This window comes from Kitasatospora sp. NBC_01266 (assembly GCF_036242395.1).
Classification (GTDB): Bacteria; Actinomycetota; Actinomycetes; order Streptomycetales; family Streptomycetaceae; genus Kitasatospora.
This window is the reverse complement of sequence record NZ_CP108458.1, coordinates 7,897,103-7,913,894: the sequence shown is the minus strand read 5'-3', so window position 1 is coordinate 7,913,894 and position 16,792 is coordinate 7,897,103. Positions and strand designations below refer to the sequence as shown.

Sequence of the window (16,792 nt, the reverse complement as noted above, 5' to 3'; positions counted from 1 at the left end):
GCGCTCGTGCTTTGAGATAACTTCCATGGCCCTGGCCCGAAGCATGCAAGATAGCCCGCATGGATCCTCAGTAGCTGCTGTCGTTCCGATCAAGGAGTTTGTCGATCGAACGGGAGTCTCGATCGGGTGATCGCGGTCGGTGCCGGGCATGGAAGCAGGGCCTCGTGGCGTCTCGGAAGGTGTCTACGCCAACGAGGGATCCAGGAGGCCCTGTTGTCGCAGCCTTTCGCAGATGAGGAACAGGACAGTCGAGACGTCAGTCAATCGATGGGTCAGACCCACCGGCAACATCACTGTCAGTCGATGGGAAGACCCACCGTACGGCGCGACGCGTCGGAGAGACCGTTGTCATGGAGTGATCATGAGCATCATGCTCGGCAAAGAACATCGCTCGGTAAGGTTCGGGAGGCGGGCTGTCCTCGGGGCGGCGGCGACGGTCATGGCTGCTGTCGGGGTGGTGGCGGTGCCCAACGTGGAGTCCTCCGCCGCTGCCCCTGTCTCGTTGACACTGCGCTACACATGCTCGTCCGGGATCGTCGGCGATGCCGCAGACATCACGGTCGACGCGGACATCCCGACTTCGCTGATGGTGGGCCAGCCCAGTCCGCCGTTCACCATCCGCGGGACGGTGGCGGTCGACGCGAGCTTCACGCAGTACGCAGCCATTCTCGGTGCCACGAGCGTGGACGGATCCGTGGTCGGACAAGGCACGGTTGTGGCGCCACAGGTCAATCGTGCGGAGAACCTGTCCATGGCGGTTGCCAGGACGGCTATCCCAGCGTCCGGCTCGTTCGCGCTCACGGCGACCGGCACCGCGCCCATCATGACCTTCCCCCAGCCGGGGCAGGGGAAGGTGACCATCGGGGACTTCGAGGTACAGGTCACCCCAAGGACCGCGAGCGGTGCACCGACTTACGTGGGAACGATTGGCGCGTCCTGCGCGCTGGACCCTGGACAGGACAACGTCCTCCGGTCTTTCGCCGTGACGGAGCCTCCGCCGCAGACGCCCCCGCCCTCCCCGCAGACGCCCCCGCCCTCCCCCGGGCCGACGGCCGGCAAGAACCCCAGCACCCCAGCCGGAACGCCCTCGGGGACCAAGACCGGTTCGTCATCGCGTGGATCGGGGACGTCGGGTGGATCGGGGACGTCGGGTGGATCGGGGACGTCAGGTGACTCCTCAGGCTCGACGGGCGGTGGAACAGGTGGATCGGGCGCCGCAGGCGGGGCAACTGGAACGGTTCCGTCCGCTGGAACGGGCGGACCGAGCGCCTCGGGGTCGGCTGTGCCCACCCCGGTACCGTCGACTTCCGGCAATGCGAGCGCGTCGGCCAGTGCATCGAGCTCCCGGCCCGACAGTGGGGCCCCGCTCAGTACCGCCTCCACCGTCACGCCGGTCAAGCAGCACTTCCCATATCCGCTACTGATCGCTGCGGTCCTGATCGCGACCGCCATCGCCGTCGGCCCCTTCAGCGTCTGGCGCAGGAAGCACCGGCTTCGGCGAATTGCGCCGACGTACGGTCAGGTGAGCGAGCCCGTGGCTGTCGAGGACACCGGGAGCGGCACGATGCGACAGGAGGACCCCTGGGACTGAGATCCGCTGGTGGTCTTGAGCTTTGGGCCCGCGCGGCCCGGCGCTTACAACTATGGTCGGTGTAGTGGCGAACGTGTCCTGCGAGGGGGCGAACGTGGTGGGTGTGGAGCTGGCAGTGGGCTACCTTTTCGCGTGGGCCGTGCGCAAAGCACGGCGGGTGGCCGGGCGGGCGGATGCGGAGGTCGATTCGGCGCTGGACGCCGGGATGGACCGTCTGCACGAGGTGGTGGTTTCGCGGTTGGGGGCTGAGCCGGCGCTGGAGAGCATGCTGCAGGAGGCTTCCTCCGAGCGGGAAGAGCTGGCCGTGCGAACCCGGAAACGGTTGGAGCTGGCGTTGGAGGACGCGGCCGAGCACGACGCGGAGTTCGCCGAGGCACTGCGTCAGGCTGTGGACCAGGTCCGGGCGCACGACGCGTCCGTGGGCCCCGAGTCCGGCAAGTACCACATCGGCGGGATCACCACCAATGGAAAGACAGCGATCGTGATCGGCGACGGGAACAAGCAGAACAACAACTTCAAGTGACCGCTGTGGAGCCCAACGCCGAGGAGGATCACTGCCGAAGGGTCGACGGCGATCACGAGCGGCAAGAGGAGCCGACAGGACGACCGCCTCGGGTCCAAGCGACCGCTGCGGAGTCTGCTGCTGAGCAGGGTCTGGTCTTCAACACCGCCATCGTTATCGGCGACAACAACACCCAGATCAACTACTTCGAGATGCTTCTCCCCGATCCGTTTGAGACGGCGGTGCAGAGGCTGGGAAAGGTGGTGGAGGCGCAGTGGCGGCGGGAAGCCCGTCTGCGCCGTCTGCGGGCACCAGAGCCGTTTCCCCTTCGCTGGCGTGCGAGCCCCGTCGAGGAGACCGGTGACCATCTCCGCCTGACAGGGAATCCGGTCGCAGGAAACGTTGCGAACCTCACTGCCTTCGCCGGCGTGTTCATGGGCCTGAGGCAGCGCAGGCTGGTCGTGCTGGGCGGGGCGGGCAGTGGCAAGAGCACCCTGGCTCTGCTGCTGGTGATCGAGCTGCTCCAGCGGATGAGCGAGGGAGCCCCGGTCCCGGTCCTGCTCTCACTTGCCTCCTGGCGGCCAGCGAACGAGGACCTGGAGGTGTGGCTGAAACAGCAGCTGTTGCGCGAGTACCCGCACCTGGACGGCGACATGGCCTCCTCCCTCATCACCTACCAACGCATCCTGCCGGTGCTCGATGGCCTGGACGAGCTGCCCGCCGCCGACCATCCGACAGCACTGGAGAAGATCAACGGGGTCCTTGAGCAGGGCGGCCCCCTGATCCTGACCTGCCGGACAGACGACTACCTCGAAGCCATCAGCCACACTGAGGTGCTCCGCGCGGCTGCCGTGGTCGAGCCCGTGCCCCTGACCGCCCATGAGGTCGCGGACTACCTGCACGGCAGCGCCACCCCGCAGCACCAAAAGCGGTGGGAGCCGCTCGTGAAGGCACTGAAGAGGGACCCGTCCAGCACCGTGGCCAGCGCCCTGAAGGTTCCGCTCAACTTGTGGCTGTGCCGTGTGGTCTACGCACTCCCGAACAAGGGTGGGGCTCCCGGGGACCTCGCCGATCGCCGCAGCTTCCCCGATACCCGAGCTATCGAGGACCACCTGCTCAAATCGCTCGTCCCATCGGTCTACCCGAACGACCCGCCGCCGCTGCCCCACCCCGACCTCAAGGCGCCGGACAAATGGTCCAGGAACCTTTGGCGGCGCGATCCGAAACATGTGACCGCATGGTTCACCTACCTCGCCCGTCACCTCCAGGAGCGGCGTGAACAGCACCTCGAAAAGGGCCCCGAAAAGCACGGTGAACAGCGCCGCGCGCCTGGCCTCGAATGGTGGGAACTGGGCACCACCATGAGCCTGGTGCAACGCCTGATCCTGATCGGCCTCGTGTCCGGGACAGGCTTCGGACTCATCGTCGAAGTCATGGACACGATCATCACCGTTCACGCCTATGCCCCACCTGGGCACGGGCTCGTGTACAGGATCGGCTACGGACTCCTCGTTGGATTCGTGGACGCACTGATCAACGGCATCCCGGCCGCGTTGGCCTTCGCATTCGCGCACGCGATCGGGTTCCGGTTCAGAGGTGCGGCGTTGGAGCCATCGCGCGTGTGGACGCCCATCGGAAGCTGGGCGGAGAGGTCAAGTGCCAGGTCTGGGCGCGAGATCCGGACGCGAGCTGGAATCGGGCTCCTGGCGGGGCTCGTGGCCGGGGCCGCGGACGGGCCCTTAGCCGTACTCGTGCCCTCTCTGGTCTCCGGGAGTGCGACGTGGTTCCTGGCCGGGCTCGCGTACATCGTCATCTTCGGGCTCTCGTTCGCACTCGCAGGCGGGCTGGTAGGCACCTTGATGGCCTGGCTCGAAGCTCCCATCGCCGTCGAAACAGCCCCTGGACCACGCGATCTGCTGGACCGGAACCGCCGGACCGTGCTTCTGCAACTGCTCATGTTCGCACCGCTGCTCGGAATCGTGGCCGGAGCCGGGGTCTCGCTGAGTGATGAGCTGCTGCACTACTCCATTTGGGGCCTCCCAATCCAATGGACCTTCACCCTGGCGCTCAGACTGCCGATTCTCATCGGGCTCGGAGGCGGACTCGGGAGTGCAGTCAGCCTGACCGCGTGGGGCCAGTGGGTGGTTCTCGCCCGCATCTGGCTGCCGTTCACCGGCAAGCTGCCCTGGGACGCGATGACGTTCCTTGAAGACGCCCACCGACGCGGCGTCCTGCGGCAGGTCGGCGTGGTCTACGAGTTCCGCCACGAGCTGCTTCAAACCTACTTTGCCCAACTACCGCAACAGCGCGAGCAGTAATTGGCTGTTACCGTCCCGATCTCGAGTGGTGTTGGTCGAACGGGAGCCTCACTCGGGTGATCGCGGTGGGTGCCAAGCATGGAGAACAGGGCTCCTTGGCAGCTGGGTGGGTGTCCAGCCAACAAGCACTCCAGGAGGCCCTGTTGCCGCATTTGTACGCCCTTACCAACGCAACTGGCCGCTGACCTCGCAGTTCGCCCAAACGCCGGCAGGCTCAGCGTTCGCCGACTCACCGCGAGCGGCAGGCTTCCCGCTCCAGCCGGTCCAGCAGAGTCAGCGCACTGACCGAAGCGAAGAGGACCGCCACCGATTCGGTGGCGGTCCTCTTCGCTGTCCGCTCGTCATACCGGCGGAGGGTGCTTATTCCTCGCGGGCCGTATTCCCTTGGGTGCGATCAAGGTGATGGTCGAGGGACCAGTCCACCCTCGTCGCGTGCTGCTCAGGCTGGCACTCTTCCGGGGGATTGACCTGCTGGTTCGCCGACAACCGGACACGTGGCGCGGTACATCTGATGGCACGAGAGACCATCACGTCGATCCGGAGGTCCACGTGCACTTTCAGCGATCCGCTGTACGGCGAACCATCGCGGTGGCCATCACGTCAGGGCTGGCGCTCCTGGCGCCCACGCCTGCCACAGCCGCGCCGCACCCGCCGAAGCCGCCGCAGCAGCTCTACGCCTACGTCACCAGCCTCGACGGCCACGTGTACCCGATCGACACAAGGTCCAACACGGTCCAGCAGCTCGGGACCACTACCATCGGCGGCGGTCCCGAGGAGGTGGAGGTCACCCCTGACGGCACCAGTCTCTACGTGACCAACGCCTTCAAGTACGTGTCGGCAGTCAACATCGCCAAGAAGAGCGTCACGAACATCCCTTACGACCAGACCCCGCTCTCTCCCGACATCCTCTACGGGGAAGCGATCGCCCCCGACGGCAAGCACGCCTACGTGGCCGTCCAGAACCCCTTCCACGGGGACAAGGTGTCGGTGATCGACACCGCCACCAACCAGGTCTCCGCCACCATCCAGGTCAGCAGGCCCGACCACATGGTGATCAGTCCCAACGGCAAGCGCCTCTATGTGACCGACGACAAGGGCAGCCTGTTTGTGATCGACACCGCCGAGAACCAGGTCATCGCCACCATCCGCCTCAACGAAGCGGCCAACGGCATGGCGATCGCGCCTGACGGCAAGCGCCTCTACCTGTCCGGGAACAGCGGCGCCGTCTCGGTGGTCAACCTCAAGAAGCAGATGGTCGTCCGCACCATCTCCGGCGCCGGCACGGGCGGGCTGGCGATCAGCCCCAACGGCAAGCGGGCCTACGTGGTCGGCGTCGACGACAAGATCATCCAGGGCAAGGTGTCCGTGATCAACCTGACCACCAACAAGGTCACCAAGAGCATCCCCATCGGCGACATCCCGCCGACCACCGGGTCAGGCAGGTACTTCCGTCCCTCGGAGGTGGCCCTCACCCCCAACGGGAAGAGCGCCTACGTGGTCGGCTCCTACGGCAACGGGACACCCCAGGGGACGGTGTTCGCCATCAACACCGCGACCGACGCGGTGACCCCCATCACCGTCGGCGCCGGCGACACCATGGGGGTGGCCGTCGGCCGGCTGTGACGGCGGCACGAGCGCTCCGTCAGATCCCGGCGGCACGGGCTTCCTCGACGCCCGCCGTCTGCATCAGGTGCGCTGCACCGGGAGATCCACCGCTCGAGCACGTTGCATCCGACGCAACATCGTTGCATCGGTTACGCACACCGACCCTGCCAACGGGAGAGGGGCCGACCGAAGTCGGCCCCCTCGGAAGCCAGCAGGCCAGCGGCCTGTGCCGGTCACGCCGAGAGTTGCATCCGATGCAACACCGCTCGCTACTCCAGGTAGAGCCCGGCGAAGATTCCGTCGAACCCCAGAGCGATTCGTGCCTCGTCGAGCGTGGGGTAGTACGTCCAGCTCGGGCCGACGAGCATGTCGTCGAAGTCCTTGCGGGTGACCTCCGGTTCGAGCCACTCGTTCGCGCAGCGGCAGCGGATCCAGACCCAGCGGCCGTAGTTGATCAGCAGCCAGTCGCGCCGGGCACGGCAGGCTGAGCAGATCACCGGCATGCCCTGCAGCACCAGCTCGTGCGGGCACTGCGCACAGCGGACGGCGCCCGGTCCACCGGGCAGCTGTGTCTCGTACTGCAGTTGGAGCAGCGGGTCGCTCCCGGCCGGGGCTGGGGCGATCTGCGCGGCCGGGGTGGCAGTGGGCTTCTCGGCGGTTCTGGGCACGGGCTCTCCGTTCGCGGTGCTGGTCGACGAGCGTGGAGACGACCATGGCCGTGGTGCCGCCGTCCTCTCCCTTTCCAAGTGCACTGCCGGCGGCGGTCGAGGCACCTCAGCGGAAGCCTGCGGGCAGATCGAGACGGTTCAGCATGTCCTAGCCCTTCCAAAACACGAGGAAACCTCATGTTAGTGGAATGCTACTCAAAGACCAGAGACAGCACGGTGCTTCAGGACCCGGACGTCACGCGGTCGCACCCCGGTGCCGGTCGCGCCCCCGGAGCACGACCGCTGAGCGAGGGTCAGCCCTCGGGCTTGACCTCGGTGTCGATGAAGTCGCCGATGGCCCCGAAGACCACCGCGGGCTGCTCCAGGTGCGGGAAGTGCCCGGCCTCGGGGACGGCGCGAAACGTGGCGCGCGGGAAGGAGTCGGCCAGGGCGCGCTCGTAGGCGAGCGGGACGATCCCGTCCTGCTCGCCGGCGAGCACCAGCACCGGGACGGTGACCCGGTGCAGGCGGCCCTGGAGCTTGGGGTCGTGGCAGAACGGGTCGCCCGCGTAGACGGCCAGGGTGCGCTGGTTGGCGCCCATCACGGCCTTCTGCTCCTCGCTGAGCGCGGCCGGGTCCAGGCGCAGTTCCGGCTTGTGGAAGGCCAGTTCGCCGGTCCTGACCGGGCCGAGCTTGGCGGGGTCCGCGATCTCCAGTCCGGGCTCGGGGGTGATGCCGGTCGCGCCGAGCAGGACCAGCGCGCTGATCCTGCCGCGGTTGTCGCGCAGCCCCATCTCCGCGGCGATCCAGCCGCCGACCGAGCTGCCGGCCACCATCACGCCGGTCAGGCCGAGCTCGTCGATCAGGTCCAGGTACGCGGTGGCCAGGTCGGCGATGCTGTCCGCCCACTGCGGGCGGGGCGTGCCGTCGAAGCCGGGGTGGGTGGGCACGACCACGTAGGCGTGCTGGGACATGCCGGCGGCGAACCCGGCCATCGAGCGCGGCCCGGCACCGCCGTGCAGCATCAGCACGCCGGTGCCGTCCGTGTTCGCGCCGAACTCCTGGACCGTGAGGGTCAGGCCGTTGCGCAGCTCGATGGTGCGAGACGTGCTGGTGGGGCCAGTGGGGCCAGTGGGGCCGGTGGCAGTCATGGTGGCGCTTCCTTGTCGGCTCGGCGGTCACAGTCGACTCTCTTCATGAGAGCTGACTCTTATTACAGTAGAGAGTGGAATCCACTCATGCAAGTGGACTCTCATCAAGAGAGTCGGCGGCACTGGTGGTGGCATAGCGGCCCATCACCTCGGTGATGACCTGGGGCGTCATGCCGCGGCCGCCCGCGATCATGTCGCGCAGATCCCGGAAGTACTGCACGTACAGGTCCGGAGTGAAGGTGTTGACCATGACCAGGGGCCGGTCACCAGGATTGGCGAAGGTGTGCGGGGCCCCGGGCGGAACCATGACCAGCGTGCCGGCGGGCGCGTCGTACTCGGTGTCGCCGACGGTGAACCGGGCGGCACCGGAGACCACATAGAAGCCTTCGTCGTGCTGGGCGTGGCGGTGCTGCGGGGGCCCCTGCGTGTGCGGCGGGATGACGATCTCGGCGATCCCGAGCCGGTGCGCGGTGGTCGCGCCGTCCTCCAGGATCCGGATCCGGGCCGTGCCCAGGTCGATCACCTCACCGCCGTCGGGGCTGATGACGGAGACATCGGTCATGGCCAACTCCTTCATGAGAGTGAACTTTCATGACCATAGGGCACTCGCAATTCATCATGCAAGTGGACTCTCATCATCGGAGTCGACTTGCTATGGTGGTCGCATGCAGAAGATCGAACCCACCGCACCGCGGAGCACGGACAGCCGCGCCAATCAGAAGCTGCGCACCCGGACGGCGATCCTGCAGGCCGCGGCCGAACTGATGCGCACCGGCCGCGAGATCACCATGCCGGCGGTCGCGAAGGCCGCCCTGGTCTCCGAGGCCACGGCCTACCGCTACTTCCCCGACCTGGCCACCCTGCTCCGCGAGGCGATGACCGGGCAGTGGCCGACCCCGGCCGAGGCACTCGCACCGGTCGCCGACTCCAGCGACCCGGTCGAGCGCGTCGCCGCCGCGACCGAACACCTCCTGCGCACCGTCCTGGCGTACCAGGGCGCCACCCGCGCCATGATCGCGGCCACCATGACCCAGCCCGCGACCACCGACGCCCGCCCCGCGCTGCGCGTGGGCCTGATCGACCACGCCCTCGCCCCGCTGGCCGACACGCTCGGCGCCGCCGACCCCGCCGCCCTCGCACAGCTCCGGAACGACCTCATGGTCGTCATCAGCGCCGAGGCCCTCTTCACCCTCACCGACCTGTGCCGGATGCCCCCGGAGGACGCCATCGCCAGCGCCGTCCACACCGCGACCACCCTCACCCGGGCCGCCCTGCGCGAACACGCGGAGCGGGACCGGCCGTAGCCTCGGCGCCGCTCGCGCGGCGGTTGGGGACAGCACCGCGCCGCTGCCCCGACCCGGCGGTCCGCAAGCAACTACCGCCCCAGGGCCAGGTGATCGACACCGGACCGCGCCTGCTCTACGGCAAGGTCCCGCTGGCCGGCGAGGAGGTCCGCGCCCCGGTCCCGCCCGAGTTGCTCGGCATCGTGGCCCGCCAGGACCCCGCCTCGGTCTTTCCCGTCGCCGTGCGCACCAGCGTGCCGATCGGCGCCTGGGAGACCACGGCGGTCACGCTGCTCGGCGACGCCGTCCACGTGATGAGCCCCGCCATCGGCGTCGGCGCGAACACCGCGCTGCGCGACGCCCGCGTCCTGGCCGCCCGCCTCGTCCAGGCCGCGCAGGGCCGACCGCTCGCCGAGGCCCTGCGCGGCCTGGACGAGAAGGAGATGACCGGCTACGGCTTCGACGCCGTGCGCGAGTCGGCCGAGCGCGGTCACCGCCTGGCGGGCCAGGACCCGCTGCCCTCCGCGCAGGAGTAGAGCTCCCCTTCCCGTGTGCGCCTTGACGGAGTTAGTTGTACCTAACATAATCATTGTTATGTCTACAACTAACTTGGGAAGCAGCTCGGACTCGCAGCCGGCCACGGCCGGGCGGGTGCTCCTGATCGGCGCCTCGCGGGGTCTGGGCCTCGCGCTGGCCCGGGAGTGGGTGCAAGGCGGCCGGCAGGTGGTGGCCACCGTGCGCGGCCCGGGCCGGACCGGTCTGCACGACCTCGCCGACGCCCACCCCGGGCAGATCGAGATAGAGGCCCTCGACGTCACCGAGCCCGAGCAGATCGCGGCGCTGAACGGTCGCCTGACCGACCGGACGTTCGATCTGCTCTTCGTGAACGCCGGCGTCACCAACCAGCCCGAGGGCACGGTGGCGCAGACCTCCACCGAGGAGTTCGTCCGGGTCATGGTCACCAACGCCCTGAGCCCGCTGCGCGTCATCGAGGCCCTCCAGGACCGCGTCGAGCCCGCGGGCACGATCGCGGTGATGTCCTCGGGCCAGGGCAGCGTGGCCAACAACGAGCACGGCGGCCACGAGGTGTACCGCGGCAGCAAGGCCGCGCTCAACACGTTCATGCGCAGCTACGCGGCTCGGCACCGCGGCGAGGGTCGCCCGCTGGTCCTGATGGCCCCCGGCTGGGTGCGCACCGACATGGGCGGCCCGGACGCCCGGCTCGGCATCGACGAGAGCATCCCGAACGTGGTCAGGACGCTCGACACCCTGCGCGGCACCCCGGGCCTGCACTACGTCGACTACCTCGGCCGGACGGTAGCGTGGTGAGCTCGGCGCTCCGGAACACCTGAGAACGCCTGAGCACACCCTGCGAACGCCCGAGAAACCCCTGACCGGGCGACACGTCGCCCAGCACCGCCGCGACACCGAAGGACACGGGAGAGACGACTGATGGCAGCCCCCTCGCAACGATCAGCTGAACCGGTCCAGCAGGCCTGGGCCCTCATGCAGCGGTTCGTCGAGGCCCACAGCCGCCGGGGCGAGCTCGCCGAAGCACTCGGGTTCCGCCTCGGCGGCGGCCGGGGCAAGATCCTCCTGCAACTGCGCGACGGACCCAGCACGCTCGGCCAACTCGCCGAAGCCAACGGCATCGACGCCCCGTACGCGACCCTCGTCGTCGACAAACTCGAAGCCCACGGGCTGGTCGAACGCCGGCCGCACCCCGGCGACCGGCGACGCAAGCTGGTCACCCTCACCCCCGCCGGGCACCACGCCATCGCGACCGCCGACGCCATCCTGCTGCGCCCGCCGCCGGCGATCAGCACCCTGCCCGCCGACGACCTCGGACAGCTCACCCGACTGCTCACCCGCCTCCTGGACGCGGACGCCGCCGGCCCCGACCAGGGCTGAAGAGCCAGGCCTGGCCTGGTCGGGCCAGCAGACGACGGGACTCAGCGGCGGACCGGCCGCTACCCACCGATGGCGGCCTGTTCGATCGCCAGCAGCGACTCGGACTGCCGGGCGGCCTCATAGGCGGCCCGGCCGCCGCGCAGGCCGAACAGGCGCTTGCTCACCAGCAGGTAGACCACCGCGAAGACGTTGATGACGAGGATGACGATCTTCACCGTCGTGACCCGGTCGGTGAGCTCGTAGATCTCCAGCGGCAGGAAGGCCGCCGTCGCGACGAGTGCGAAGTACTCACCCCAGCGAGCCCCGATCCACAGCCCGACGGCCTCGATCAGCTCGACGAGCGCGTAGGCGAAGAGACCGGCCGCGATGAGGGTGAGGGTGTGCGGCTTGGTCGCCAGCAGCTGCCGCAGGTGGCGCACCGTCGCGCTGGTGTCCAGGTTGACCGCGAACACCTGGGCCAGCCCTTTGGCCTGTGGCAGCGCCTTGTCGAACAGTTCGCGCAACGAGCCCTGCTGGTGCTCGAAGCGGATGACCGCGTAGCCGAGGAAGGCGAAGAGCACCGCGCGGAAGAACCGTTCGATCGCGAGCAGCCGCAGGATCAGCGTGTCGCGCAGCGCGGGCCCGCGTGCCACCAGCGGCGCCTGGTCGGCCGGCCCCGACCCGGCCGGCTCCCCGAGGACGAACACGGCGCACCGCAGGCACCGCCAGGCCGAGCCGGCCGGGGCGACGGCACACAGCCGCTCCCGCAGCGGCTGCTCGTCCGGGGCGTAGGTCACGTGCCCCTTGAGCGAGCAGAGCGCCGTGTTCCAGTCCACAGCGGCCAGTGTGGGGGAGGTGGCAGCGGGCGGTCAGCAGGCGCGCCCGGCCGGCGGGTGCGCGGTCCGCTGAACCAGAGGGGCCCTGGTCAGCGGCTCGCGGAGGTGGGGTTCAATGCCGTTATGAACACCGAGCTCCCCATGGTCGAGCATCTGCTGACCGCCTTCGCGCTGACCTTCGCCCTCGGCTTCGAGCGCAATCTGCGCGGCGCGGCCGCCGGGGACCGGACGTTCTCGCTGATCGGGGTGGGCTCGGCGGTGGTGGCCGCACTGGCGCAGCACGGCGCGCCCAACGCGCTGACCGGTGTGATCACCGGCGTCGGTTTCATCGGCGGCGGCCTGACCTTCCGGGAGAGCCGGGAGACCGGTGACGTGGTGCGCGGCATCACCACGGCGGCCACCATCTTCGCCGCCGCCGCGATCGGCGCGGCGGCGGGCGAGGGCCTGCTGCTGCTCGCCAGCACCGGCACGGCCCTGGCGCTGCTGGCCCTGGAGATCCGGCACATACCCGTGCTGCGGCTGCTGGACGGGCGCCGCTGGGCCCGCAGCTTCGGCGAGGACGAGGCCTGCGCCCCGGAGGCCGACGAGCCATCGCGGGCGGAGCTGGGCTGGTGCGACGCCCACGCGTGCTCGGCGGAGTCCTGTGCGCGGTGGCACGCCGACGGTCTCGACGAGCTGACCGCGGTGGCCGGGGCGTCCCGCGGCCGCTGAGCGCGGCGCTGGTGGGTGGAGCTGGCGGTGGAGCTGGCGGTGGGGCTTGCGGTGGGCTGGTGGTGGGGCTGGCACCACCCCCTCACCGGGGGTAGCACCCACCCGCTTCGGGGTGGTGACACCATGGCCGCCGCAGCGCCCGGATCCGTAGGTTTCATGGAGTCAGCGCAGGTCACTGCGGGGGACGCCGACCGGCCGGAGACGCCATGCCACACGCCAGCACGACCCTGATCGCCAGCGCCGAACCGCGTACGGTGAGCGACTTCACCCCCCTCCTGAAGACGGTCCGGGAACAGGGGCTGCTCGACCGCCGGATCGGCTGGTACGCGGCCCGAACCACCGTCAACCTGGTGGCCCTGGCCGCCACCGTCGCGGGCATGGTGCTCACCGGAGACACCTGGTGGACCCTGCTGTTCGCGCTGCCGCTGGCCGTCCTGTGGGCCCGCACCGCCTTCTTCGGACACGACGCGGGCCATGCCCAGATCACCCGTGGCAGGCGGGCCGGGCGGGCCATCGGGCTGCTGCACAGCAACCTGCTGCTCGGGCTGAGTTACGCCTGGTGGAACGACAAGCACAACCGCCACCACGCGAATCCAAACCACGTCGACAAGGACCCGGACGTCGGCGTCGGCGCACTCGTCTGGACCCAGCAGCAGGCCGAGCAGCGCGCGGGCCTGGCCCGCTGGCTCACCCGCAACCAGGCCCGGCTCTTCGTTCCGATGCTGCTGCTGGAGGGGATCGCCCTCAAGGTGTACGGATTCCAGGACCTCAAGCGTCAGCCGCCGCGCGAACGCGCCGTCGAGGCAGTGCTCCTGGTGGCCCACCTGGCCGGCTACGCGACCCTGCTGCTGAGCGTGCTCTCCCCCGGCCGGGCCCTGGTCTTCGCCCTGCTGCACCACGCGCTGTTCGGTCTCCACCTCGGCCTGACCTTCGCCCCGAACCACAAGGGCATGGAGATGCCCGACCCGGACGGCGAAAGCTGGGGCCACCTGCGCCGCCAGGTGCTCACCTCACGCAACGTGCGCGGCGGACTCGTCACCGACTGGGCGCTCGGCGGCCTCAACTACCAGATCGAGCACCACCTGTTCCCCAACATGCCCCGACCCCACCTGCGACTCGCCCAGCCGCTGGTCCGCGCCCACTGCGCGACGGTCGGGATCCCGTACACCGAGGCCTCGCTGCTCGACTCCTACCGGCAGGCGCTGCGCCACATGCACGAGGTGGGTGCACCGCTGCGGGCGGCGAGGTAGCGGGCAGCGCTGAACCCGACCGACCCCGTCAGGAACAGTTCCGGTGCCCGGTCCGGTGGGCCATCCACACCACCACGTCGCACACCCGCAGCGCACCGATCGTCTCCGGCACGCCGGCGGCGCGGGCCAGCGTGAGCAGTTCCCGGTGCAGGGCGCGGCCGTTCTCGCGCAGGGCGGCATGCAGCGCGAGCCAGTAGGGGCGAGGGCTCCCGAGGGCGCAGCGCACCACCCGGTCGTAGACGGGCAGCAGGTGCGGGCGCTTGCGCGCGAGGACCTTTCCCGCGATCACCCATCCGACGCCGGGCTGGGCTTCCAGCAGCTGCCAGGCCCGGAAGGCGGGCGACCCCGGGCGGACCTCGGCCTCGGCGGCGTCGGCCAGCTCAACTCCCGTGGGGACCTGGCGAAGGAGGTCGGAGAGTTCCGCGCCCAGCTCTCCTTCCAGCAGGTCCAGTGCGACCTCCGCCGGAACGGTGACAGACAGGGTCTGCACCGCGACCAGGTCCTCGGCCGTGATCTGGTCGGCGATCTCTGGCCGGTCTCCCCCGCCGGCCAGTTGCTCGAAGCGGCTGCCGGTGAAGGCCGCCTGGCCGGGTGGCAGGCCGATCCCGAAATAGCGGCGCAGATCCACCACCGCCCGCGGGTCGGCCACCAGCAGGCGCAGCTGTTGTGCCAGCAGCGGTGCCAGGGGAAGCGGGTCGGCGGGCATCAGCGTTCCGTCACCTTCGAGATCACGGGAACCAGCGGCAGGACTGCCGCTGGAAGCAGGGCGCAGCGGGCTCCAGTTGGCCGTCCGCGCGCAGGGCTGTCAACCGCCGGCGGCCGCCGCGTGGCGCCTCACGGTTGGCGGGGCATGGACCGGATGCCGCTGCTGAAGGTGGCCGCCAGTGCGGAGGCGGCGACCAGCAGGGGGAAGACCAGGATCGCCGTCCGGTCGGCGAAGTGGGCCAGCAGTACTCCGGCGAGGGCGGGGGCCAGGGCGGCGGCCGAGGTGGCGGCCAGCAGGATCACGCTGACCACCCGGCCCTGGAGGTGGTCCGGGGTGGCGGCTGCCTGGTAGCCGAAGAGGGCGGCGTTGGCGGTGGGACCGAGGAACACGGCGGCGGCCAGGGGCACAGCGGTCACGATGCTGGTGGAGAACAGCACGCTGACCGTCATCAGGGCGGCGGTGGACCAGCAGATCACCCTGATCAGGGTCGGCAGCCGCAGTCGGCGTTGCAGGGCCGGTGCGGCGAAGGCGCCCAGGAAGCCGCCGACTCCGATGATCATGGTGACCAGGCCGACCAGGACCGCCGGCATTCCGGAACGCCGCAGCGAGATGGTCATCGCGAAGATCATGCCGGTGAAGGCCATGTTGAGCGGGGCGGCGATCACCAGCAGGGCCCGGAGGAACGGGTTGCCCAGCACGAAGCGCACGCCCTCCCGGCCGGACCCGCTACCGGCACCGCCGGCCCCACCGCCACCGCCACCACCGGCCCCGGCCCCGGCCCCGTCCTCGGCGGGGGCGGCCTGCGGCCGGGGCTGTTGCAGGGGTTGGCGAATGTTCAGGACGGCCACCAGCGACAGCAGGTAGCTCAGGGCGTTGCCGAAGAAGGGCAGCGCCCTGCTCAGCCCGAACAGCAGGCCCCCCAGGGGCGGGCCGGCCAGCGAAGTACCGTACGCCCGAGCCTCGTTGCGGGCGACGGCGGTGAAGATCTGGTCCGGCCGGACCAGGCTGCGGACCGCGGCGTGTTCGGCGGTGGTGAAGACGGCGGTCGCCGCGGCGCCGCCGACCACCACCGCCAGGACCACGGGCAGGCCGGCCGCACCGGCCACGACCGCGGCGGCCAGGCCCGCGTACAGCACGAGCCGGAAGAGGTCGCAGCCGAGCATCAGCCGGCGCCGGTCGAAGCGGTCGACGAGCACACCGGCCGGCAACTGGCAGACGGTGGTGACGACCAGAGCGGCCGTGCCGACCAGACCGGCCTGCGCCGGAGAGCCGGTCAGCTGGAGGACCAGCAGGGGCAGGGCCAGGTTGGCCATGGCACTGCCGGTGTCCGAGAGGCACTGGCCGGTCCAGAGCAGGTTGAAGTCGCGGTTGCGCCACAGGCTCGGCAGCCGGTTCCGCTCCGGCGCGTCCCCGGCCTCCCTGGCCTCCTCGGTCTCCTCGGCCTCCGAGCGCATCACGCCGGCTCCGTCGTGGAGATGGCCAGCAGCTGCGTCACCGAGCCGTCGTCGGCGACGACGTCGCGCAGGTGCCGGAAGCCCAGCCGCCGGCACATCGCCAGACTCGCGGTGTTCTCCGCGCCCACCATTCCGTAGACCTCCTTCAGTCCGAGGTTCTCAGCGGCGTGGCTCAGCAGGCCGCGGACCACCTCGGTGCCCAGTCCCCGGCCCCAGTACTCCGGGGCGAGTGCCGCGATCAGCTCGTAGCCGTCGACGTTTCCGGTCTTCTTGACCTCCGCGTGGCCCACGTAGGTTCTGTCCAGCCACAGGCCCCACACGTCGAACATCTGCTTGGGGTACACGTCGGTCTGGATCGCGCGGAACAGCGCGCGGATCTCCGGCTCGGGTGCCAGCTCCTGGCCCATCCAGCGGCACACCTCCTCGTTGCGCAGCAGGGCGACGAAGGCGTCCTCGTCCTCGGCGCGGTAGGGGAGGAACTCCAGGTTCTCGGTGCGCAGGGCGGGGGTCATGGCAGGCTCCTCTGCGGGCAGGGCGGTTGCGGCGGCGGTGTGGTGGGCGGTACTGCCAAGGGGGCGGGCGGGGGTGCCGGACGGCGGTCTGCGACCGGCGCCCCCGCCCGAGACGGCCGGTCAGGCCTCGGCGTTCTCCATGCGCTCGCGCAGGCTCCGCGGGCGCATGTCGGTCCAGACCTCGTCGACGTAGGCGGAGCACTCCGCCTCGGTGCCCTCCTTGCCGACGGACTGCCAGCCCGCGGGCACCTCGATGTCGACCGGCCAGAGCGAGTACTGCTCCTCGTCGTTGCGCAGCACCTGGTAGCGGGTGTTCTCGTCCATGTCACGTTCCTT

General features: G+C 69.9%; 18 protein-coding genes. 10 read left to right on the top strand and 8 right to left on the bottom strand.

Going from position 1 to position 16,792, the window contains the following annotated elements; all coding sequences use genetic code 11:
- Window positions 1–361: 361 nt before the first annotated feature.
- The 4 genes from OG403_RS33835 (at window position 362) to OG403_RS33820 (ending at window position 6,034) form a co-directional block, all read left to right on the top strand.
- Window positions 362–1,591 (top strand): DUF6801 domain-containing protein, encoded by a 1,230-nt coding sequence (locus OG403_RS33835; RefSeq protein WP_329571222.1) that lies wholly within the window; start codon window positions 362–364, stop codon window positions 1,589–1,591.
- Between the two features lie 64 nt (window positions 1,592–1,655).
- Window positions 1,656–2,114 carry a hypothetical protein gene (locus tag OG403_RS33830; protein ID WP_329571220.1) on the top strand — a complete coding sequence of 153 codons (459 nt, stop codon included), beginning with the start codon at window positions 1,656–1,658 and terminating at the stop codon, window positions 2,112–2,114.
- Window positions 2,111–4,411: an NACHT domain-containing protein gene (locus tag OG403_RS33825; RefSeq protein ID WP_329571218.1), complete on the top strand. Its 2,301-nt coding sequence runs from the start codon at window positions 2,111–2,113 to the stop codon at window positions 4,409–4,411. Before OG403_RS33830 ends, OG403_RS33825 begins: the two co-directional genes overlap by 4 nt.
- 588 nt (window positions 4,412–4,999) lie before the next feature.
- Window positions 5,000–6,034 (top strand): YncE family protein, encoded by a 1,035-nt coding sequence (locus OG403_RS33820; RefSeq protein WP_329571216.1) that lies wholly within the window; start codon window positions 5,000–5,002, stop codon window positions 6,032–6,034.
- 251 nt (window positions 6,035–6,285) lie between these two features.
- Here the strand turns inward: OG403_RS33820 and OG403_RS33815 are convergent, their stop codons facing one another.
- The 3 genes from OG403_RS33815 to OG403_RS33805 all read right to left on the bottom strand — a co-directional run bounded on the left by OG403_RS33815 (window position 6,286) and on the right by OG403_RS33805 (window position 8,376).
- Complete coding sequence (locus OG403_RS33815) at window positions 6,286–6,684, bottom strand: hypothetical protein (RefSeq protein ID WP_329571214.1); 399 nt, start codon at window positions 6,682–6,684, stop codon at window positions 6,286–6,288.
- 293 nt (window positions 6,685–6,977) lie between these two features.
- Entirely contained in the window at window positions 6,978–7,814 is an 837-nt protein-coding gene (locus tag OG403_RS33810; protein WP_329571212.1) for an alpha/beta fold hydrolase, read from the bottom strand.
- An 85-nt stretch (window positions 7,815–7,899) separates the two neighbouring features.
- On the bottom strand, window positions 7,900–8,376 hold the full coding sequence (locus tag OG403_RS33805) for a cupin domain-containing protein (protein ID WP_329571210.1): 477 nt from the start codon (window positions 8,374–8,376) through the stop codon (window positions 7,900–7,902).
- Between the two features lie 103 nt (window positions 8,377–8,479).
- Between OG403_RS33805 and OG403_RS33800 the strand changes: the two genes are divergently transcribed.
- From OG403_RS33800 to OG403_RS33785, 4 genes are all read left to right on the top strand, one after another.
- Window positions 8,480–9,118 carry a TetR/AcrR family transcriptional regulator gene (locus OG403_RS33800; RefSeq protein WP_329571208.1) on the top strand — a complete coding sequence of 213 codons (639 nt, stop codon included), beginning with the start codon at window positions 8,480–8,482 and terminating at the stop codon, window positions 9,116–9,118.
- A gap of 23 nt (window positions 9,119–9,141) precedes the next feature.
- Window positions 9,142–9,633, top strand: coding sequence for an FAD-dependent oxidoreductase (locus OG403_RS33795; RefSeq protein ID WP_329571207.1), 492 nt, complete (start codon window positions 9,142–9,144; stop codon window positions 9,631–9,633).
- 58 nt (window positions 9,634–9,691) lie between these two features.
- Window positions 9,692–10,426 (top strand): SDR family oxidoreductase, encoded by a 735-nt coding sequence (locus OG403_RS33790; protein ID WP_329571205.1) that lies wholly within the window; start codon window positions 9,692–9,694, stop codon window positions 10,424–10,426.
- Between the two features lie 123 nt (window positions 10,427–10,549).
- Window positions 10,550–11,008: a MarR family winged helix-turn-helix transcriptional regulator gene (locus OG403_RS33785; RefSeq protein WP_329571203.1), complete on the top strand. Its 459-nt coding sequence runs from the start codon at window positions 10,550–10,552 to the stop codon at window positions 11,006–11,008.
- Between the two features lie 59 nt (window positions 11,009–11,067).
- On the opposite strand, the gene OG403_RS33780 is transcribed toward OG403_RS33785, so the two are convergent.
- Window positions 11,068–11,823: a DUF2127 domain-containing protein gene (locus tag OG403_RS33780; protein WP_329571202.1), complete on the bottom strand. Its 756-nt coding sequence runs from the start codon at window positions 11,821–11,823 to the stop codon at window positions 11,068–11,070.
- 123 nt (window positions 11,824–11,946) lie between these two features.
- Here OG403_RS33780 and OG403_RS33775 point away from each other — a divergent pair, with 123 nt between their 5' ends.
- Window positions 11,947–12,534 (top strand): MgtC/SapB family protein, encoded by a 588-nt coding sequence (locus OG403_RS33775; protein WP_329571201.1) that lies wholly within the window; start codon window positions 11,947–11,949, stop codon window positions 12,532–12,534.
- A gap of 206 nt (window positions 12,535–12,740) precedes the next feature.
- Window positions 12,741–13,784 carry a fatty acid desaturase family protein gene (locus OG403_RS33770; protein ID WP_329571200.1) on the top strand — a complete coding sequence of 348 codons (1,044 nt, stop codon included), beginning with the start codon at window positions 12,741–12,743 and terminating at the stop codon, window positions 13,782–13,784.
- A 28-nt stretch (window positions 13,785–13,812) separates the two neighbouring features.
- Here OG403_RS33770 and OG403_RS33765 read toward each other — a convergent pair whose 3' ends face one another.
- From OG403_RS33765 to OG403_RS33750, 4 genes are all read right to left on the bottom strand, one after another.
- Window positions 13,813–14,490, bottom strand: coding sequence for a DUF6308 family protein (locus OG403_RS33765; RefSeq protein ID WP_329571199.1), 678 nt, complete (start codon window positions 14,488–14,490; stop codon window positions 13,813–13,815).
- A 128-nt stretch (window positions 14,491–14,618) separates the two neighbouring features.
- Window positions 14,619–15,944: an MFS transporter gene (locus OG403_RS33760; RefSeq protein ID WP_329572701.1), complete on the bottom strand. Its 1,326-nt coding sequence runs from the start codon at window positions 15,942–15,944 to the stop codon at window positions 14,619–14,621.
- Window positions 15,944–16,456, bottom strand: coding sequence for a GNAT family N-acetyltransferase (locus OG403_RS33755; RefSeq protein WP_329571198.1), 513 nt, complete (start codon window positions 16,454–16,456; stop codon window positions 15,944–15,946). The genes OG403_RS33760 and OG403_RS33755 overlap by 1 nt, the downstream gene beginning before the upstream one ends.
- 120 nt (window positions 16,457–16,576) lie before the next feature.
- Window positions 16,577–16,780, bottom strand: a complete 204-nt coding sequence (locus OG403_RS33750; protein ID WP_329571197.1) for an MbtH family protein — start codon at window positions 16,778–16,780, stop codon at window positions 16,577–16,579.
- Window positions 16,781–16,792 lie beyond the last annotated feature (12 nt).